We start from the raw sequence: 18979 nt of genomic DNA on the forward strand, positions 1-18979 counted from the left end.
TATTCTCCTCACAACCGCCCGGCAGCATCGCCGCCATGAATCCCAGGCTGTTGATCGGCGCCGCCGTGCTGCTGCTCTCCGCGTGCGCCCAAGCCGCGCCTCCGTCGTCCTCGAACGTCGCGTCCCTGCAGTCCTCCGGAGCCGGCACGCCCTCGTCCTCCACCGCCGCCACACCGAACGACGGTGAGCAGCCGCGGTTGCGCATGGACATGACCGAGGAGGAGAAGCAGCGGTTGCGCGACGCTCACACCGCCTGCCTGGCCGAGAAGGACCCGAACGCGAAGGGTGACATCCCCACCCGCAGGCAGTACAGCGAGGAGGCGTGGAAGGCGTGCGCGAAGAAGTGGCCGCTGCCGCCGTGGGAGATGGACTCGAAGAACCCGACCTTCGCGGACAACTGGCACAAGAACGTCCAGTGCCTCAACAGCCGTGGCATGAAGGTCATCGAGACCGAGCCCGGCAGCTGGACCTACGACGGCGAGCAGACCCTGCCGGAGGACCAGCGCCGCAAGATCGAGGAGGACTGCGAGCAGGAAGTGTTCGGCGGAGGACGTAGGTGAAGCGGTGGATCATCGCGGGCGTCGCCGCTCTCGTACTGGTCAGCGGGGTGTTGGCGCTCACCTGGACGCGCCGCGCGCCCGCCAGGTCCGCGCCACCACCGGCACCGCAGACCGTCGCCGTGGTGAAGACCGACCTGACCGACGTCCGGGAGTTCAAGGCCACCCTCGGTTTCGGTGCCTCGCAGGAGGTGACGGGACGGCGGGCGGGCACGCTCACCTGGCTCCCCGCCCCCGGCGCGACCGTCGATCGCGGCGCCGCCGCGTACAAAGTGGACAACCGCCCGGTGTGGTTGTTCTTCGGTGACACCCCGTTGTGGCGCAAGCTCGACAAGGCCGGCATCAAGGGCCCGGACGTGAAGATCGTGAAGGACAACCTGGGCGCTCTCGGCTACAAGCTCGGCGGGGCCCCGGACGAACTGACGCAGGCCACGATCGACGCGGTCAAGCGGTGGCAGAAGGCCGAGAAGGTCGAGGAGAGCGGTGCGCTGGATCCCGGTGACGTCGTCGTCCTGCCGGGCAAGGTGCGCGTCGAGTCGGTCACCGCGAAGCTGTCGGCGTCCGGCGAGGGCCCGCTGATGAGCGTGACCGCGACCGGCAAGGCCGTGGACGCCTCCGTCGACGCACGGCAGGCCGAAGTGTTCAAAAAGGACCTGAAGGTCACCGTCGTGCTGCCCAACGGCACCGAGACCGCCGGAACAGTGCGGTCGGTCAGCACCGACGCCAAGTCGGAGAAGAACGGCAACGGCGAGGAGACCCCGGTGATCGCCGTGGACATCGGTCTCGACGCCGAGGTCGGCGAGTTCGACTCGGGCCCGGTGCGGATCCGGCTGACCAGCACCGCGCGCCAGGGCGTGCTGGCCGTGCCGGTGACCGCGCTGCTGGCGTTGCGCGAGGGCGGGTACGCGGTTCAGACCGAGGAAGGCGGGCTCGTCGCGGTGAAGACCGGCCTGTTCGCGGGCGGGCTGGTCGAGATCAGCGGCGGTGGCCTCAGCGAGGGCATGCGGGTGGTGACGACGTCGTGACCCCGGTTCTCCAGGTCCTGGACGCCGTCAAGGAGTACGCGGGCGGTGTGCGCGCTCTCGACGGTGTTTCCCTGACGCTGCACGAAGGTGAGGCCGTCGCGATCGTCGGCCCGTCGGGTTCGGGCAAGTCGACGTTGCTCAACCTGCTCGGCACGCTGGACCGCCCGTCCAGCGGCACGGTGAGGCTGGACGGGCACGACATCTCCACGCTGTCGGACCGGCAGCTGTCGGCGTTGCGCGGGCGGCGGATCGGGTTCGTGTTCCAGCAGTTCCACCTCGCGGACGGCCTCACGGCCATCGACAACGTCGCGACCGGCCTGCTCTACGCGGGCACCCCGCGCAAGTGGCGCGCCGCGATGGCGACCGAGGCGCTGATCCGCGTGGGGCTGGGCCATCGACTTCGGCACCGGCCGCACGAGCTGTCCGGAGGTGAACGTCAACGCGTCGCCATCGCGCGTGCGGTGGTGAACCGGCCCGCGCTGGTGCTGGCCGACGAACCGACAGGTGCGCTGGACACGACGACCGGGCGTGCGGTGCTGGACCTGCTGCTCGACCTGAACAGCGAGGGCACGACGCTCGCGGTGATCACCCACGACCGGGAGGTGGCGGCGAGGCTGCCGCGCCAGGTGGAGATCAGGGACGGCCGCATCCGCGCGAAGGTGACAGCGTGAGCGTTCACATCGCACGCCGAGCCAAGTCCGCGAACCCTCGTGACGTCGAACCCACCCGGCTCAGCCTGGCCGATCTCCTGCTGCTCGGCCTGTCGCCGTTGCGGACCAGGCCGATGCGGGCCGTGCTGTCCGCGCTCGGCATCTCCATCGGCATCGCCACGCTCGTCGTGGTCACCGGCATCCCGGCGTCGAGCCGCGCCGCGCTGATGGAGGAGTTCGCCGCGCTGGGCACCAACCTGCTGCGGGCCGAGGCCGCCACCGGCACCGGCAACGAGGCCGCGTCACTGCCACCGGACTCCGTCGCGATGGTCGAGCGCATCGGACCGGCCGACCAGGTCAGCGCGGTCGCGAACACGCACGCCGTGATCCGCCGTTCCGACCGGATCCCGGACTCGGAGACGTCCGGGCTGACCGTGCTGGCCTCGAAGCTCAACCTCCTGGACACGCTCAACGGCCAGGTCCGGACCGGCACGTTCCTCAACGAGACCACCTCAAAGTTCCCGGCCGTCGTGCTGGGCGACATCGCCGCGGCCAGGCTCGGCATCACCGCCCCGGACACCCAGGTCAGGATCAACGACACGTGGTTCACGGTGATCGGGATCCTCGCTCCCCTGCCGCTCGCGCCGGAGATCGAACGGTCGGCGCTGGTCGGCTGGGAGTCGGCGAAGGACCTCGGCTTCGACCAGCGGCCCACCGTGCTCTACCTCAGGGCGCAGGAGCCGTCGATCGACGACGTGCGGGCGGTGCTGCCCCAGACCGTCCACCCGGAGCAGCCGTCGCAGGTGCGGGTCAGCCGCCCGTCCGACGCGCTCACGGCCAAGCGGCTCACCGAGAACACCTTCTCGGCGCTGATGCTGGGCCTCGCCGGGGTGGCGTTGCTGGTCGGCGGCATCGGGGTCGCGAACACGATGGTGATCTCCGTGCTGGAACGCAGGCGCGAGATCGGGCTGCGCCGGGCGTTGGGCGCGAACCGCGGTCAGATCAGGACGCAGTTCCTCACGGAGTCGGTCGTGCTGTGCCTGCTCGGCGGTGTGGCCGGCGTGTTGTTGGGGCTGACGGGGACGGCCGGCTACGCGTTCGCGCACAACTGGCCCGCGGTGATCCCGATCGAGATGGTCCTCGCCGGGCTCGGCGCGGCGGTCGCGACGGGCGTGGTCGCCGGGGTCTATCCGGCCGTGCGGGCGTCGCGCCTCACCCCGACGGAGGCGCTCGCCGCGCCGTGAGAAACACCTCGTGCTCGAATGTCGACTTCCAGGGATCTCGTTCGTCCTCGGAACGACGACTGGAGGGCACGCATGCACTACATGTTCCTCATCTACAACTGCGAGGACCGGCCGCACCCCGGTGACCCGAGGTTCGAGGAGATCCTCACGCGGGTCAACGCGTTCGCCGACGAGTGCCGGCGCCGGAACGCGTTCGTGTCCGGTGACCCGCTGAAACCCGTCGCCACCGCGACCACGGTGCGGGTGCGGGACGGCAAGGCGCTGCTCACCGACGGCCCGTTCGCGGAGACCCACGAACACCTCGGCGGGTACTACCTGCTCGACTGCCGCGACCTGGACGAGGCGCTCGAGCTGGCGGAGATGATCCCGCAGGCGCACTTCGGCGCGACGATCGAGGTGCGCCCCGTCGACCACATCCCCGGCCTCAACCACGGGGTGACATGAGCGACCTCGCGTCGGCCGCGGTCGAACGGGTGTACCGCGAGCACCGGAGCCGGATGCTGGCGGCGCTGGTGCGGGCGCTGGGCGACTTCGAACTGGCCGAGGACGCGCTGCAGGAGGCGTGCTCGCAGGCGTTGCGGAAATGGCCACGTTCACAAGTTCCGGACGATCCGTTCGCCTGGCTGCTCACCGTCGCCCGCAACCACGCCCTGGACCGGATCCGGCACGCCAAGATGGCCCGCGCCAGGCTGCCGTCCGTGCCCGAGCCGGTCGCGATGACCGAGAAGCAGCTCGTCGACCTCGGCGACGAACGCCTGAGTCTGATCTTCACCTGCTGCCATCCCGCTCTGGGGGAGGACGCGCGGTCAGCGCTCACACTCCAGGCGGTAGCGGGATTCACGGCGGCGCAGATCGCGCGGACGTTCCTCGTCGCCGAGCCCGCGCTGGCCCAGCGGCTGGTCAGGGCCAAGCGCAAGATCCGCGACGCCGGCATCACGTTCGAGGTGCCCGCCGACCACCTGCTGCCCGAACGGCTGCAGGGCGTGCTCGGGGTGCTCTACCTGATCTTCACGCGCGGCTACACGACCGCGGACGCCTCACTGCGGCTCGAAGCGTTGCGGCTCGGCAAACTCGTCGCGACGCTGATGCCCGACGAACCGGAGGCGCACGGCCTGGTGGCGTTGATGCTGCTGCACAACTCGCGCAGCGCGGCCCGGATCTCTTCCGACGGTGACCTCGTGCTGTTCGAGGACCAGGACCGTTCGCTCTGGAACGCCGAGGAGATCTCGGAGGGCATGGCGCTGCTCGACCGGGCGCTGCGGTTCGGCTCGCCAGGCCCGTACGTGCTGCACGCCGTGATCGCCGCCCTGCACGTGCAGGACCCGGTCGACTGGGCACGCGTGGCGGCCCTGTACACCGAACTCCTCGCGGTGGCACCGACTCCGGTGATCGAACTCAACCACGCGGTCGCCGTCGCAATGGTCGACGGCCCGGCCGCCGGTCTCTCGTTGATCGACGGGATCAGCGGCCTGGACTCCTACCACCTGCTGCACTCCGCCCGCGCCGACCTGCTGCGGCGCCTGGACCGGCGCTCCGAAGCCGTTGCCGCGTACCGGCTCGCCCACGACCTGGCGGTCACCCCGGCCGATCGCCGGTTCCTCGCCGCCCGCCTGCGTTCCCTGGAGGTCTCCTGATGCGGCTGCACGTGCTCGACCACGGCCACCGGCTGCCGGCCCGGATGTTCTTCGGTCTGACCGGGCTGGTGTCGCGTGTCCCGATGACCGACGTGCCGAAGACCCTGTTGTACCGCCCGGACTTCTTCGGCGCGGTGTTCCTCGACATGAGCGCCGAAGCGATGCGCGGGCCGTCGTTCTGGACGGCGGGCGAACGCGAGTACATGGCACAACGCACGGCCGAACGATTGCAGTGCCCGTACTGCGTCGTCACGCACACCGAACTGGTCAAGATCGCCGGTGATCCTTCGCCGTTGCGCCCGGAACTCGTTGCGGCGCTCGCGTTCCTGGAGGACCTGACGCTTTCGGCAGACGTACCTGCCGACGCGATGGTCGACGCGTTGAACGTCAGCCTGATCTGGCAGGTGGTGAACAGGCTCGCCAACGCGTTCGGGTTCGCGCTGCTGCCGGGCCAGCTGGAGTCGGGCACGCGGTCGCTGCACCGGTTCGGCTACCGGTTCCCGCGCTTCCTCACCGGCCCCGGTTCCGGCTCCCCCGCTGAACTCCGCCATGCCGTGCTGGAGGCTCCTGCCCGCACGACACCCGAGCTCAGGCAGGCGGCAGCGGCCGGTGACACCTGGGGTTCCTACGCGGCAACGGTTCGCACCGCCTCCTACCGCCTCACCGACGAGGACATCACCCGCCTCGGGCAGGACCACACCGAGGACGAGATCTTCGAGGTCACCGTCGCGGCTGCCGTCGGCGCCGCACTCGACCACTACGAAAGCGGTCTCGAAATTCTTCGCGGCTGATGTCGAGTTCGGCCCCGCTCGCTCGTCCTTCGCTCGTCAGTCCCGACAACCGAAGGAGCGATCGACATGTCCGGACAGGTCAACTGGTTCGAGCTGCCCGCCGAGGACACCACGCGGGCAAGGGCCTTCTACGCGGGCGTGTTCGGCTGGGAAACCAGCCAGATGGGCGAGGACTACCACTTCATCACGAACGGCGCGTCCGGCGCGATCGCGGTCAAAGACGCCCAGCTCACCCAGCCGCGGATCTACTTCCACACCAAGGACATCGACGAGTCCGTGCGCAGGGTCGCCGACCTCGGCGGCAAGAGCGACGACGTGCAGACCGTACCGGACGTCGGCCGCATCGCCCACTGCTCGGACGACCAGGGCACCCCGTTCAGCCTGTACGAGCCGCGGGCCTGACTCCTGCCCAGCGAGGCGTGCCGAGTTCGTCCGTCCTCTTCGGACTCGGCCGCCGCCGGGCCGGTCCTCGTGCCAGGCGCCGGCTTCCTGTCCGCGCACCTGCTCTCGGGCTTCCAGAAGGAACTCTTCGCCCGGCTGACCGAGGAGGGGCACGAGCACCTGCGCCCCGCCACGGCGCCGTAATGGCCTGCATCGCCGACACCGGCACGCGAGCGAGCTGTCCGAGCGTTCCGGCCAGCACAAGCAGGTCGTCGGCACATTCATCGACGAGCCGGAACACCTCGGCTACGTCACCCGCAGGATCATCGCCGAGATCGAGGCGCGGCTGGCCGAACTCGTGGGCGGCCAGCGTCACGGCACTCACCGCGAAGCCACGCCGGAGGCGTCGCGTACTGCTTTCATTTCGGAAGTCCTCTTCTGGCCGGGATTCCAGCTGTGCATCATCACCGGGATCGTTACAAACCTCACGACCGTCGCCCTTGCGGGGCAACCAGAATTCGGAGCATCCTCCACCCGACAAGCCATGTCCTAAGTGGATCATCTGGCCACCCTGCCGACCGGCGCCGCGACAAGATCGGCTGTGCGGCGGAACTAGCGCATGGTGCCGCGGAGGGCGTTGGTGGCTTTGGTCAGCGCGGCGCTCGCCGTCGCCCAGTCGGCGTCCTGGCGCCAAGAGCTCATCAGTGTCACGGCATAGGTGTCGCCGAACTTGACCAACCCCGTGCTGTTGAGCACACGGCGGCCGCCTGAGCTGCCCCAGCCCTGCTTGATCGCCCACGTTGCGCCCGGCAGGCCGCTGGGAATGCCGAAGTGCTGGTCGAATCCGTCTGCTGCGGCGCGCGGCGCCTCGGCCATCGCCGACGTCAGCAGTTCACGGTCCTCAGCCTCGAGGGCACCGGCGATGTGGCGGTAGACGGCCGAGATGTCCGAGGCCGACATCACCGTGCTCCCCCATTGCCCCGCGGCCGCCGGCGGCCGCGTGTTGCGCAGGTTGAGCGCCTTGACCTGGCGAGTGACGATCGCCGACCCTCCGCCCTCCTGCCACAACCGGCTCGCCACGCCGTCATCGCTACGAGTGAGCATCGCGATGACGTCGTTCTCCACAGCACCGGAGTTAGTGGAGGTTCTCTGCAACAAGTCCAGCACGATGAGCAGTTTCACCACCGAGGCAGTGGGTTGAGCAAGGTCGCCTTTCCAGGACACGGCCGTCGCACAGGTGTCCAGGTCGACGATCTCCATCGAAAGCACTGGCTCATGTCCGACGCTCAAAAGCGCCTGGCGCGCCTTCTCCAAGGCGGGCACCACATCCGCAACCGGCGTGAACTCGGTGCAGTCGGTGCGCCAGTCGTCCGAGCCGGCCTGAAACGCCACGACGAGGACCGCGACCAGCGCGGTCACCAGTCCCGCCGAAACGGCCCACCTGATCCGGCCACGCCGCTTCGGCAGCTGCTTCGGCAGCCGCTGCGTGACCAGATTCAGGGTTACTTCTCGGGAGAGCAGATTCGCATCATCCGAAATGACCATTGATCCTATCCAACCGAACAAGAAGGAACTCTTCGCAACGAGTTGCGCCATCTGTTGATCGAGGCAGCCGAGTGATTCCAGATGCCCACCGCACGAATGAGATCAACAGGTGTGCGCGTGGTGTCCGGAAATCAGTGGACGGGAGATGACGACGCCCTGCGCACGCCTCTGTGTCCGGTCGTGCGGGACCGCCTGGCAGAGCACGAGGTGACGTCCAGGACTACTCGGCCCGCAGGCCAAGCACTCCGGTCACCGTTACCGGGAAGCGGATTCGGACACGACGAAGCGCTGTGCCGCACCATCTCCGCGGCACCACTCGACCTTCGCGGACCATGGACTCGCGCCGGGGTGTGAGTCGAGCGGACGAGCTTTCCCTCCACAGCGGACTCGTCGACGGCATTGTCGACCAGGATGCGATGCCGCGCGAGGACTTCTCGATGTCGCCGTGAACCGGACTCGGCCGTCGTCGATCACGCGCATGGGGTCGTACACCTCGCACCGGTTCACGAGCCGGCGCATCGAGGTCGGTCACCAGCTCACCCAGGAGAAGCAGCCGGCCCGGCGGCGGCGCGATGGCCACCCGGACGCGGGCGCCCGCGGACACGGTGCTGATCTGCGCCTCGCAGTCCACAAAGGCCTGCCACCCGAACGCTTCCTCGACCCGATCGATGAACCAGCGGTCGTTCATGGCCGCGGCGAGGCGCACCAGTCCGCACACCGCGAGGCCGCGACAGAACGGCTGGTCCTGCTCCAGGGGCGACAACCCGGTTGTTCGGGATCCCCAGGAACGTCCGCCCCAGCGCCCAGCTCGTACGGTGGCTCCTGCCCACACCTTCGGCGAGGACCGGAAGCTCGGACTCAGGATGCCTTCGCGTGTGCACGGCCACCTCCTTTCGCTGCCACCACAGCAAGGTAGCAACTTTCACTAGCCCCATAGTGAATGTCGTGAGGTTCGCCTCGTGAAGGCAACCCACCGGCGGGATACGGCGTCTCAAGACGGTACGGCGGCGGCCGGGCCCAAGCTCGCGATGCCCTGACACAGAACGGGTAGCGCTCCTAACGATCGAAGCGGCCGCGAGCCTCCTCGATGTCCACCAGGTACCGCGTCGTCCAGGCGCACATCGCGTCCACCGTCGCCCGCAACGCCTGCCCCGGCTCCGTCAGCGTGTAGTCGACGCGCGGCGGCACGGTCGGATGCACGACGCGCGACACGAGGCCGTTGCGTTCCAGCAGCCGCAGGTTCTGGGTCAGCATCTTGTGGCTGATGCCGTCGACCTCGGTCTTGAGCTCGGTGAAGCGCTTCGTCGAGTCGCCGATGGTCTCGACGATCAGCAGCGCCCACTTGTTGGCGATGTCGGAGAAGATCTCGCGGGCCAATGAATCCGCGCGGGCCAGATCGCCGCTGAGCTGCTTGCTCACCTTGTGGTGCCTCACTCTCGAAAAAGTGCGTTCTTCCAGGTCAGTGTTCACTCTCCTACGGTTACCGAGTAACCACAAGAGAGCGAACAGGGAGAACCGCAATGGCCGTCACGCTCATCAACTCCGACGAGCTGCCGCAGCTGGACATCTACCACCACGTGGCCGTCGCGAGCGGCGCGAAGACGATCTACCTGGCCGGGCAGGTCGCCTGGGACACCGAGCCCGACCTCGCACTGCAGACCGAGCAGGCCTACGTGAACGTGCACACCGCGCTCAAGGCCGCGGGGGCGTCTTTCAAGGACCTGGTCAGGGTCCGGGTGTACGTCGTGGGGTGGACGCAGGACCTGATGCCGGAGCTCCTCAAGGGCATCGAGAACGCCAGGGCGAGGGTCGGCGAGACCGCGACGCCGCCCGCCACGTTGATCGGGGTGGCGTCACTGGACGTGCCGGAGCACCTCGTCGAGATCGAGGCCACCGCCGTGATCGACTGATTTACCGGCGGCTAACCGGAGAAGCGCAGGCTCCTGACCAAAACCAGGAGGAGTTACCCATGCGCAAGATTCTGGCTGTGGCGGCGATCGCGGCAGCGGCGGCCACCGTGCTGACCGGTACCGCTCAGGCCGAGACCAACCCCGCGTGCCCTGGCGCCGGCCAGATCGGGTCGACCGCCTACGTGAAGAACGGCAGCACGACGGTCGCCTCGGTCAAGCAGTACGCGGGCTGCGGCAAGAACTACTCCTACATCTACGTGTGGGACTCGTGGATTGCCAGTCATGGCCGGGATTTCACGCTCCGCACGTACGTCCAGACGCGGCCGAACAACTCGAACGGCTTCAGGACCGGTGCTCACGGGCAGCAGGAGTTGTGGTCGGGCGCGGCGGACACGCTGAACGTGTGCACACGCGCTCACGGTGAGGTCGACGGGAGCAGCTACTTCCTGTTCGCCAAGACCAGCGAGCGCTGCTAACCCGCCGAGCGGAACTCCACCAGTCCGTCCACCAACTCCACAACAGCGGTGGTGCGCCCGACCGGACTGTGCCGGTCGGGCCCGTGCTCCGGCAGCCGTGTCTTGTTCACGCGCAGACTCGTGTCGTAAGCCCGGACGTGGTGGGGGCATTCGCAGTTGCCCGCGAGCGGCGCCGGGCAGGTGAAGGCCGAGCGCAGCCGGTCGACGTCGGCAGCGGAGAGGATCGAGGACCAGACCATGACCTCGTCCTCCTCGCCGTACACCACGAAACCGTCGTAGCTGAACGACCGCAGTTCACCGACCGAGCACGCACAACAGAAAAGCACGCGCGTGTAGTCGTGCATCTGCTCGTAAGGCCCGCGTTCGCGGACGTTGACCACGAGTTCCTGCTGCCCCGAGCAGATCAGGCAGTGGTCCGACCACCTCATCGGCGCATGCTGATCAGCAACGCGAGCCCGGCCGACAACGCGATGAGAGCGCCGACAACCAGCTGGTTGAGCCAAACGGCCGCCGCACCACCGTCCGTTCGGAACAGTGCGACGACGATCAGCCCCACCGCCAGACCGATCGTGATCGGTTGCGCCAGCGGCACGTCCAGCGGTGCCATCGCCCGCACCATGCCGAGCAGCATCACCACGACGGCCAGGCCCATCGACCACCAGTAGGGCCGGAAAGCGTGCAGTGACGCGCCGAAGTGCAGGACCGGTGGTGCGGCGATGAGCCACACGCCCGCCAGGAACGCGGCGACACCGGCCCTGCTCTCGGCAGTTCGTCCGTGAAGATCCCCCACGCGAGTGATTCTCACCTCTCGACGGCTCCCTGGGAACACCCACTATTCGTTTCGGTACGCCTTCATGTTGCGGAGCAACAGGTAGGTGTCCTGCAGCTGCGCGGAGTCGTTGATGCTCCGATAGATGCCCCACTTCGGATGCGCCTGGTCACCGCCCAGCCACGTGTCGAAGCCGGACCGCGAGGCGTTGACGACGGTCGTGCCGCCGTCCTTCAGCGAGTAGCGCAGGCTGCCGGAGTCGGCGACCTTGATCTCGATCTCGACGTCGATCCACTTGTTGCGCAACGGCGCCAGCGGCGTGCTGCCGAGTTTCGCCTGGCCGGCGCCGAACAGTCGCATCTCGACGGTCTCGGTGGAACCGGAGCGGAACAGCGACATGGTGACCACGGGCGAGTCCACGCCGGTGTGCTTGACCTGGAATATGTGCGAGAAGCTGGTGGTGCCCTTCAGCGACGTCGGGATGTACATCTGGTAGTTGAAGCGCCAGGTCTCGCCCTTCTTCATGTCGTGACGGGTGCTGCCGGTCTGGATCGCGCGCACCTCGTTGCGCTGCCGGTCGGAACCGTCCCGATCGGACTTGTGCATCACGAACCGGTACTGGTCGCTCTCGGCGAAGATGTGCGTGGCCGAGGGATGCGAGTTCGAGCGGTCGTCCTCGATGCCGACGAACGCCTTCAGACCCACCGAGCCGGGGTTCGGGGCCCACTTCTGCACGAACGCCATCGCACCCACGTCAGCGGAGGCCACACCCGCGGCCAGTGGCGTGGCCGCGACGGCGAGAGCTCCTCGCAGCGCGGTGCGGCGGTTGAACAACTGCATGCGGTTCCTCCTCGAACCAGGGCGGCGGTCCGAGGCAGCGGTACCCACACGATCTGGGACAGACCTCCGACGTGTCAAGGGCTCACATTCGTGGAGAAGCGGTGCAGATCCGGTGAAGGTGTTGCCGGGAAACGGGAACCGGTCCGGTGATCGGACCTAGCGTCGGGACATGGACACCGTGGACGTGCTCGTCGTCGGCGCCGGGCTGGCCGGACTCAACACAGCGCGCCTGTTGGCAGAAGCAGGCCTCGACGTGGCCGTTTGTGAACGCAGGACAAACCTGGAGACCGGCATCCGCACGACCGGGATCTTCGTCCGGCGCACGCTCGACGACTACGACCTTCCCCACCTGGGGCCGGCGGTCCGGAGAGTGCTGCTCTACCCGCCGTCGCTGAAGGAACCGGTGGAGTTCGTGAGCGCCCGGGACGAGTTCCGCGTCGGCGACATGGAAGGCATCTACGCCGCGGCGGTCGAGGACGCCGAACGTGCGGGTGCGCACGTTCACCTGAACTCCAGTTACCCGGCGAAGTCCACGAAAGCCCGCTTCACGATCGGCGCGGACGGCGCCCGCTCCACGGTGGCGAAGAACCTCGGCCTCGACGTCAACCGGCAGCTCATCACCGGCATCGAGGAGGTCTACCCGGTCGCTTCCGGCTCGACGCCGACGTTCCACTGCGTGGTCGACCCGCGGATCGCACCCGGCTACATCGCCTGGGTCATCGACGACGGCGAGCACGCTCACATCGGACTGGCCGGCCGCGCCGACCGGTTCACCGCACCGCTCCCCCAGCTGCTGCAACGCTTCCGCGACAGCTTCCCGGTGCCGGAGCCCGCCGGGCCGGTGAAGCGCCGGGGCGGCCCGATTCCGGTCGGCGGGCTGCTCCGCCGGATCGCGTCGCCGCAGGGCCTGCTGGTCGGTGACGCCGCAGGCGCGGTCTCGCCGCTGACGGCCGGTGGGCTCGATCCGTGCATGCGGATGTCCGAGCTCGCGGCCTCGGTCACGTTCGACTACCTGCGCAGCGGCAACAGGTACGTGCTGGAGCACTACGACGGAGCGGCCATGCGGCGGCGCTACCGCACCAGGTCGCTGCTGCGGCGTGGCCTGTCGCTCGTCAGGAGCCCGAACCTCGCCGAGTTCGCGTTCACAACGCTGCGCACGCCGCCAGGAAAGGCCGTGGCCGAGCGGATCCTGTTCAACTAGGACGCCAGGAGTCCGCCGGCGACCAGAGCGACCAGCACGTCCGCGCGTTGTGCCGGATCGGGCAGGGACTCGACCGCCAGGGAGATCCCGTTCGCGAGTTGCAGGACGTCGTCCACGGTGACGCTCGGACCGACCGAACCCTCCGCGTGCGCGCGAGCCAGGAGCTGCTGTGCGGCTTCCCGGATCATGGTGTGGGGCGAGAACTCCGGATCGGACTCGTACCCCGTCAGCGCCGGCCCCAGCCCCCGCGCGGTGGCCGCGTGCGTCACCACAGCACGCAACCAGGTCACCAGCGCCGCCCCCGCGTCCGGCACCGTCAGCTGGTCCTCCGCTTGATCGCACAAGGCCTGCACGCGATCGCGGAGCACCGCTTCCAGCAGCTCCGCGCGACGCGGGAAGTGCCGATGCAGGGTGGCCGATCCGACTCCGGCGCGTCGGGCGATCTCCTCCAGGGACGCCCCTGCTCCGGACTCGGCGATCACCACACCCGCCGCGGCCACCACTCGGTCACGGTTGCGCCGCGCGTCGGCCCGCCGGCCTGACGAGCTGGGAGCTTCTCCCATGGACACCTGCTTGCTAAGTGGGGTGGGTCCCCCATATCGTACCGGACCACAAGTGGGGTGGTCCCTCCACTTGAGTTCCCGGACAGGTGGAGACGAAGAATGAAGATCGGATCAGCGGTCGGTGACGTGCGCGGTCCTGCGACGTTGGACGCGGTCGTCGGCCAGGTGCGGGTGGCGGCCGAGGCTGGATTCGCCACCGCATGGGCAAGTCAGGCACTGGGCTGGGACGCGTTGACCGCCATCGCGGTGGCCGGTGCCGCCGTCCCCGGCATCGCCGTGGGCACGGCCGTGGTTCCGGTTCCCCAGCGGCACCCGATGATGCTTGCGGGGCAGGCGCTGACGGCGCAGGCCGCCGTGAAGGGACGTCTGACGCTGGGCGTCGGCACAGGTGTCGCCGCGATGGTGTCGGGGATGTTCGGACTGCGCACCGATCGGCCCGTGCAACGCATGCGCGACTACCTGACGGTGCTCGGCCCGCTGCTGCGCGGGGAAAGTGTCGAGTACCGCGGCGAGACGCTCACCGCGGTAGGGGCGGTGACCGTCCCGGGCGACGTACCGGCGCCGTCTGTGATCGTCGCGGCGATGGGCCCGCGCATGGTGCGACTGGCCGGAGAACTCGCCGACGGGACCGTGACCTGGATGACGGGACCGAAAACACTGGGAGAGCACATCGTTCCCACCATCACCAAGGCGGCCGGAGGACGAGCACCACGAATCGTCGCCGGACTGCCCGTGTGCGTCACGAACACCCCCGACGACGTCCGCGCCCGGATCGCCGAGCAGTTCGCGCTCGCCGCGCAGGTGCCCGAGTACCGCGCGACGCTCGACCGGGAAGGAGCGGCCGGACCGCAGGACGTCGCGATCGTCGGCACGGAAACCCAAGTGACGCAGGCACTTGACCGGCTTCGCGACGCCGGCGTCACCGAGTTCATGGCCGCGCCCTACGGAACCGCCGACGAACAGAACCGCACCATCGACCTGCTCGCCGGACTCACCCGTTAAAGCGTGGTCAGAGTTCGGCCGCCCGCTTCAGGGCCGCGTTCTCGGCCTGCATGCCGTCCTTCATGGCCCTGCCGATGAACAGGTCCGCTCCCCCGGACAGCACGCCGTCGACCAGCAGTTCGTTGGTGACCAGCACGGTGCCGTCGGGCTGCGGTGTGAGCGTCCGACAACGCTGGCCGTAGACGAACCACGCGTTCCAGCCCGCGTCCTTCCAGCAGAAGCGCCGGCCCGGAACGCCGTTGAGCACGGTGTGCTTCGCGGCCATCTTCACCGTGCCGAGGAGCACGTCCACGCGAACCTCGTCGCCCGGCGCGGTGCCGCCTGCCGCCTTGACGACCCACGGGTTCCAGCGCGCGTAGCCCGGGAAGTCGGTGATGAGGCCGTAGATGCGTTCCTGCGGCGCGGAGATGACGGTCTCGGCGCGGTAGACCACCGAGTGCTCGCCAGGCTCCCTGGGATCGAGCGGAGAGCCGCTCGCCAGCATCGCGAACACCAGACCGGCTGCCAGCACGTGACCACCTCGACCAAGAGATCCACCGGGACGCAGACGTGAAGAAAATACGCGTTCGCGTCCCGGTGGACATCGGCCGATCAGGCGGTGAGGAGGGTCAACCCGTACGTGCGCAGGATCTCGTTGACGGGCTGGAACCAGGTGCGGCCGCCGCCGGAGCAGTTGCCGTAACCGCCGGACGTCACGCCCTGCGCCTGGTCACCGGTGATGAACGAGCCGCCGGAGTCGCCAGGCTCGGCGCACACGCTGGTGCCGACCATCTCGTAGACCGCGCCCTGCTGGTAGTTCACGGTCTCGTTGCGGCCCTGGACGACGCCGCAGTGCCAGTGCGTGGTCGAGCCCGAGCGGCACACCGAGGTGCCGGGCGGGGCCTCCCACGAACCGCGCACCAGCGCGTCGCTCACCTGACCCCAGCCGAGCACGACCGGCACGTTCCACCAGCCGCCGCCGGTGCGCACCCAGCCGTAGTCGTTGGTGGGGAAGGAAGAGCCGACGAACTCGCCCTGCCACGAACGGTCCCAGCCGTAGACGTTCCAGGCGCCGACGTTGCAGTGGCCGGCGGTGACGTAGCCGCCGTGCACCGAGAAGCCGATCGAGCAGCGGACGTTGCCCGTGTAGAACGGGTCGCCGCCCACGGTGCCGGCCGCGAACGTCTGCGGCCGTTGGACGCCCTCGGTGTTGACGACAACATCCTTGGGCAGGCCCGAAACGTCGGCTCCCGGCAGGGCGTCGACCACCACGGCGCCGCGCTGGACGTCGACCCGCCACCCGGCGACGTCCTTCGACACCGATCCGGCCTTCGACAGTCTGTCGATGCCCGTCTTCACCGCGTTCAGGGACGCGAGTGTCTTCGTGCGCAACACCGGTTGCGCACCCGCGGCCTTGACCGCCTCGACCCGAGCCGGGTCCGTCACGGCCACGTTCAGCTTGCCGTCGGCGTACCAGCTGCCGCCGAACGCGTCGGCGGCGGCCTGCTCGGCGGCCGGGGCGATCTTCAGCGCCACCTTCTCGGCGCGGATCCTCGTCAGAGCCTGTGCCTGGGTGATCCCGAGGTCACGGCTCATCGCGTCGACGACGTCCGCCGACGCCGTCACAGCGGGGATGGTGATCGTGCTCAGCACGATCGCGGACACGGAAACCATGCGTAGCAGCATTTTCTCTCCTACGGGGTCCAAGGTGAGCTCACGGCCCAGCTCACGTCCTGGTTGTACGAGGCAGGGTTGTCGTACACGTGCGCGCCGCCGTTCGAGGCGACCCAGACCTCCTCCGAGTAGTGCCGGATGTTGGTGCCGAGCTCGTTGACCGATTCGAGCCGGACGCCGCCCGTGCCCTGTTGCGCGCAGAACGTCGCGTCCCGGCGGAACAGGTCGGTGTTGTCGTTGGTGCCGAGACGGACGCGGAAGTCCGCGTGCCGCAGGAACTGGCCGGAGATGTTGCGGGACTCGAACGAGTAGCAGGTCGGGTCGGCGAGCCCGCGCCGGACGACGAACGTCGCGTCCGCCTTGGTCAGGCTGTCGCTCGCGCTGGTCACGACGTCGGTGCGCGCCAACGACTCCCGGTGCCGCAGGTAGCGGTCCGTGAAGCCGGGTGAGGTGACGCGGAACGAACGGGCCTGGTCCAGCGGCAGTTCCGCACCGCTGCGCCACAGCCCGGTCCCGACCGCCCACGTCGTGTCGGCGGCGAAGGAGTTCGCGGTGTCCCAGGGGTTCGGGCCACCGGAGCGCGCCAGGTAGACGCCCTCGTTGTAGTGCCGCACGAACGAACCGCGCACGTTGAACGATTCCAGCGCGGTGCCGCCCGAACCTTCACGAGCGCAGAACGTGGCATCGGCGGCGATCGTGCCGTTGTTCACGTCCGTGCGGATGCGTCCGTTGCTGTGCCTGAGGAACTGGCCGGGGAAGTTCCGCGACTCGAACGAGAGGCAGGCGGCGTCGGCGAGTCCGGGCCGCGGGTGGAACGTCGCGTCCAGCTTGCCCAGGTCCGTGCTGATCACGTCGGTGCGCGCCAGCGAGTCCTGATGGCGCAGGTAGCGGTTGGTGTATCCGGTGGTGGTGACGCGCAACGAGACCACGTCGTCCGGACTGACCGCCGTGCCGCGAGCCACTGCGAGAACGCCGAGGTTGACCGCCCGCACGCGCGACTCGGTCATCTTCAGCACGCGCCGGTCGTAGGTGTAGAAGCCGTTGACCTCGTTCTCCACGTCGTACGGCTCGGTGTAGACCATCGCGGACAGGCCGCGCGTGTGAACGAGCCGCTGCACCTGCTTGACGATCTCCTCGTACCGCTTGGTCAGCGACTGCTCGTCCGGATACAGGGCCCCGTAGGCGAATCCCGCACCCGGTTGGTACTCGTGACCCACGACCCGGCGGCCCAGGCCACCGAACTCGCCCAGCATCGCGACCCGGTTGGCGTCCGGCTGACGGGTGGTGGCCGAGATCTGGTAGGCGTGGTCGTCGATCACGTCACCGTTGCCGGGGTCGGGATCCGAGACGCAGCAGTTGGATCCCGAGTTGTGGTTGACCAGGCGGGTGTTGTCGATCGAGCGCACCAGGTTCACGATCCGGCCGGCGTCGTACTCGCCCCAGCCCTCGTTGAACGGCACCCACTGCACGATCGACGTGATGCCCTTGAGCTGGTCGAGGATCCGGCGCAGCTCGGACTCGTAGTTCGCGCGCGAGTTCGGCGCCTCGTCGATCGAGTCGACGGACGGCATGTCCTGCCAGACCATCAGGCCCAGCCGGTCCGCGTGGTAGAACCAGCGCGCCGGCTCGACCTTGATGTGCTTGCGGACCATGTTGAACCCCAGGGCTTTCTGGCGTTCGAGGTCGAAACGCAGCGCCTCGTCGGTCGGCGCGGTGTAGATGCCGTCCGGCCAGTAGCCCTGATCCAGCGTGCCGCTCTGGAAGACGAACTTCCCGTTCAGCAACGGCCGCATGACGCCGCCGACCATCGCCTTGCCGAGCGAGCGCATGCCGAAGTAGCCCGTCACGACGTCCCCGCCGGCCAGCGTCACGCGCAGGTCGTAGAGGAACGGGTCGTCCGGCGACCACAGCCTGGCGTTCGGCACCGGCACCCGCAGCGAACCACCGGTCGTGCCGGTCTGCCTGCCGACCACCTGCCCGCCGCTGAGTACCTCTGCCGTGACCGACTGGCCCGCGGTGCCCTGCACGACCAGGTCGAGCGCGCCTGCGCCGACGTTCGGGGTGGTGTCGAGACGCGTGATGTTCGCTGCCCGCACCGGTTCCAGCCACACCGTCTGCCAGATGCCGGACGCCGCGGTGTAGAAGATCCCGCTCGGATTCCTGCGTTGCTTGCCGATCGGATAGCGGCTGCCGTCGATCGTCGAGCTCACACCGACGATGATCTCGTTCGCACCGGTGGTGAGTGCCGAGGTGATGTCGAACGAGAACGCGTCGAAGCCGCCGGTGTGCGTGCCGACCTGCCTGCCGTTGACCCAGACCCGCGTCTCCCAGGTCACCGCGCCGAAGTTGAGCTTGACGTTGCGGCCGTTCCAAGTGGACGGAACGGTGAAGGTGCGGCGGTAGAACATGTTGTCCTCGTGCCGCTTGATGCCCGACAGAGCGGACTCGATCGGGTACGGCACGAGGACGCCTTCGGCCAGCGGGCGGCCGATGGGCGGGCTGTTCAGGTTCGGTGCTCCGGCGAACTCCCAGACACCGTTGAGGTTCTGCCACTCGGTGCGCATTAGCTGCGGTCGCGGGTACTCGGGCAGGGCGTTCGCCGGCGACACCTGGGCGGTCCAGGGTGTCGAGAGCGGAGGAACTTTCGGTATCCACTCCGCCGCGTGCGCGGTTGGTGTCAGGAAGGTTGCTGTGATCAGGATCGAGACCAATACGCCCAGGACGCGTCTGGTCATGGC

22 protein-coding genes are annotated in these 18979 nt (G+C 68.6%); 12 read left to right on the forward strand and 10 right to left on the reverse strand.

All coding sequences use genetic code 11. The features are described from left to right. The first annotated feature begins 35 nt into the window (after positions 1-35). From ACIRG5_RS04440 to ACIRG5_RS04475, 8 genes are all read left to right on the forward strand, one after another. Positions 36-560: a hypothetical protein gene (locus tag ACIRG5_RS04440; protein ID WP_402899988.1), complete on the forward strand. Its 525-nt coding sequence runs from the start codon at positions 36-38 to the stop codon at positions 558-560. Then, positions 557-1582 (forward strand): peptidoglycan-binding protein, encoded by a 1026-nt coding sequence (locus ACIRG5_RS04445; protein ID WP_402899991.1) that lies wholly within the window; start codon positions 557-559, stop codon positions 1580-1582. The genes ACIRG5_RS04440 and ACIRG5_RS04445 overlap by 4 nt, the downstream gene beginning before the upstream one ends. Further along, positions 1579-2253 carry an ABC transporter ATP-binding protein gene (locus tag ACIRG5_RS04450; protein ID WP_402899994.1) on the forward strand — a complete coding sequence of 225 codons (675 nt, stop codon included), beginning with the start codon at positions 1579-1581 and terminating at the stop codon, positions 2251-2253. The genes ACIRG5_RS04445 and ACIRG5_RS04450 overlap by 4 nt, the downstream gene beginning before the upstream one ends. Further along, the gene (locus tag ACIRG5_RS04455; RefSeq protein ID WP_402899997.1) at positions 2250-3476 is read left to right on the forward strand and encodes an ABC transporter permease; all 1227 of its coding nucleotides are present in this window, start codon (positions 2250-2252) and stop codon (positions 3474-3476) included. Before ACIRG5_RS04450 ends, ACIRG5_RS04455 begins: the two co-directional genes overlap by 4 nt. 72 nt (positions 3477-3548) lie before the next feature. Continuing rightward, positions 3549-3920 carry a YciI family protein gene (locus ACIRG5_RS04460; protein WP_402900000.1) on the forward strand — a complete coding sequence of 124 codons (372 nt, stop codon included), beginning with the start codon at positions 3549-3551 and terminating at the stop codon, positions 3918-3920. After that, complete coding sequence (locus tag ACIRG5_RS04465) at positions 3917-5110, forward strand: RNA polymerase sigma factor (RefSeq protein WP_402900003.1); 1194 nt, start codon at positions 3917-3919, stop codon at positions 5108-5110. Before ACIRG5_RS04460 ends, ACIRG5_RS04465 begins: the two co-directional genes overlap by 4 nt. Continuing rightward, entirely contained in the window at positions 5110-5901 is a 792-nt protein-coding gene (locus ACIRG5_RS04470) for a hypothetical protein (protein ID WP_402900006.1), read from the forward strand. The genes ACIRG5_RS04465 and ACIRG5_RS04470 overlap by 1 nt, the downstream gene beginning before the upstream one ends. Positions 5902-5967: 66 nt before the next feature. After that, positions 5968-6303 carry a VOC family protein gene (locus ACIRG5_RS04475; RefSeq protein WP_402900009.1) on the forward strand — a complete coding sequence of 112 codons (336 nt, stop codon included), beginning with the start codon at positions 5968-5970 and terminating at the stop codon, positions 6301-6303. 591 nt (positions 6304-6894) lie between these two features. Here ACIRG5_RS04475 and ACIRG5_RS04480 read toward each other — a convergent pair. The 3 genes from ACIRG5_RS04480 to ACIRG5_RS04490 all read right to left on the reverse strand — a co-directional run bounded on the left by ACIRG5_RS04480 (position 6895) and on the right by ACIRG5_RS04490 (position 9261). Continuing rightward, a complete protein-coding gene (locus ACIRG5_RS04480; protein WP_402900012.1) occupies positions 6895-7827 on the reverse strand; it encodes a hypothetical protein in 933 nt (310 codons plus the stop codon). A 220-nt stretch (positions 7828-8047) separates the two neighbouring features. Beyond that, the gene (locus ACIRG5_RS04485; protein WP_402900015.1) at positions 8048-8590 is read right to left on the reverse strand and encodes a hypothetical protein; all 543 of its coding nucleotides are present in this window, start codon (positions 8588-8590) and stop codon (positions 8048-8050) included. A gap of 293 nt (positions 8591-8883) precedes the next feature. Further along, on the reverse strand, positions 8884-9261 hold the full coding sequence (locus ACIRG5_RS04490; RefSeq protein WP_402900017.1) for a winged helix-turn-helix transcriptional regulator: 378 nt from the start codon (positions 9259-9261) through the stop codon (positions 8884-8886). Positions 9262-9347: 86 nt separating this feature from the next. Between ACIRG5_RS04490 and ACIRG5_RS04495 the strand changes: the two genes are divergently transcribed. Both ACIRG5_RS04495 and ACIRG5_RS04500 read left to right on the forward strand, forming a co-directional pair. After that, positions 9348-9737, forward strand: coding sequence for a RidA family protein (locus tag ACIRG5_RS04495; RefSeq protein WP_402900019.1), 390 nt, complete (start codon positions 9348-9350; stop codon positions 9735-9737). A 59-nt stretch (positions 9738-9796) separates the two neighbouring features. Then, positions 9797-10213 (forward strand): hypothetical protein, encoded by a 417-nt coding sequence (locus ACIRG5_RS04500; protein WP_402900021.1) that lies wholly within the window; start codon positions 9797-9799, stop codon positions 10211-10213. Here the strand turns inward: ACIRG5_RS04500 and ACIRG5_RS04505 are convergent. The 3 genes from ACIRG5_RS04505 to ACIRG5_RS04515 are packed head-to-tail and all read right to left on the reverse strand — an operon-like array spanning position 10210 to position 11822. After that, positions 10210-10641, reverse strand: coding sequence for a hypothetical protein (locus ACIRG5_RS04505; RefSeq protein ID WP_402900023.1), 432 nt, complete (start codon positions 10639-10641; stop codon positions 10210-10212). The two genes, ACIRG5_RS04500 and ACIRG5_RS04505, sit on opposite strands and share 4 nt — an antisense overlap. Continuing rightward, entirely contained in the window at positions 10638-11003 is a 366-nt protein-coding gene (locus tag ACIRG5_RS04510) for a hypothetical protein (RefSeq protein ID WP_402900025.1), read from the reverse strand. The genes ACIRG5_RS04505 and ACIRG5_RS04510 overlap by 4 nt, the downstream gene beginning before the upstream one ends. A gap of 42 nt (positions 11004-11045) precedes the next feature. Next, positions 11046-11822 carry a Tat pathway signal sequence domain protein gene (locus ACIRG5_RS04515; RefSeq protein WP_402900027.1) on the reverse strand — a complete coding sequence of 259 codons (777 nt, stop codon included), beginning with the start codon at positions 11820-11822 and terminating at the stop codon, positions 11046-11048. A 169-nt stretch (positions 11823-11991) separates the two neighbouring features. Here ACIRG5_RS04515 and ACIRG5_RS04520 point away from each other — a divergent pair, with 169 nt between their 5' ends. Further along, positions 11992-13023: an FAD-dependent oxidoreductase gene (locus ACIRG5_RS04520; RefSeq protein ID WP_402900029.1), complete on the forward strand. Its 1032-nt coding sequence runs from the start codon at positions 11992-11994 to the stop codon at positions 13021-13023. Here ACIRG5_RS04520 and ACIRG5_RS04525 read toward each other — a convergent pair. Then, a complete protein-coding gene (locus ACIRG5_RS04525) occupies positions 13020-13586 on the reverse strand; it encodes a TetR/AcrR family transcriptional regulator (RefSeq protein ID WP_402900031.1) in 567 nt (188 codons plus the stop codon). The two genes, ACIRG5_RS04520 and ACIRG5_RS04525, sit on opposite strands and share 4 nt — an antisense overlap. A gap of 99 nt (positions 13587-13685) precedes the next feature. On the opposite strand from ACIRG5_RS04525, the gene ACIRG5_RS04530 reads away from it, so the two are divergent. Next, a complete protein-coding gene (locus ACIRG5_RS04530) occupies positions 13686-14588 on the forward strand; it encodes a TIGR03564 family F420-dependent LLM class oxidoreductase (protein ID WP_402900033.1) in 903 nt (300 codons plus the stop codon). Between the two features lie 7 nt (positions 14589-14595). Here ACIRG5_RS04530 and ACIRG5_RS04535 read toward each other — a convergent pair whose 3' ends face one another. The 3 genes from ACIRG5_RS04535 to ACIRG5_RS04545 all read right to left on the reverse strand — a co-directional run bounded on the left by ACIRG5_RS04535 (position 14596) and on the right by ACIRG5_RS04545 (position 18976). After that, a complete protein-coding gene (locus ACIRG5_RS04535) occupies positions 14596-15099 on the reverse strand; it encodes an SRPBCC domain-containing protein (protein ID WP_402900035.1) in 504 nt (167 codons plus the stop codon). An 80-nt stretch (positions 15100-15179) separates the two neighbouring features. Next, entirely contained in the window at positions 15180-16253 is a 1074-nt protein-coding gene (locus ACIRG5_RS04540) for a S1 family peptidase (RefSeq protein ID WP_402900037.1), read from the reverse strand. 8 nt (positions 16254-16261) lie between these two features. Continuing rightward, positions 16262-18976 (reverse strand): AbfB domain-containing protein, encoded by a 2715-nt coding sequence (locus ACIRG5_RS04545; protein ID WP_402900039.1) that lies wholly within the window; start codon positions 18974-18976, stop codon positions 16262-16264. Between the last annotated feature and the right edge of the window lie 3 nt (positions 18977-18979).

The sequence above is a fragment of the Lentzea sp. NPDC102401 genome (genome assembly GCF_044765805.1).
Taxonomy (GTDB): domain Bacteria; phylum Actinomycetota; class Actinomycetes; order Mycobacteriales; family Pseudonocardiaceae; genus Lentzea; species Lentzea sokolovensis.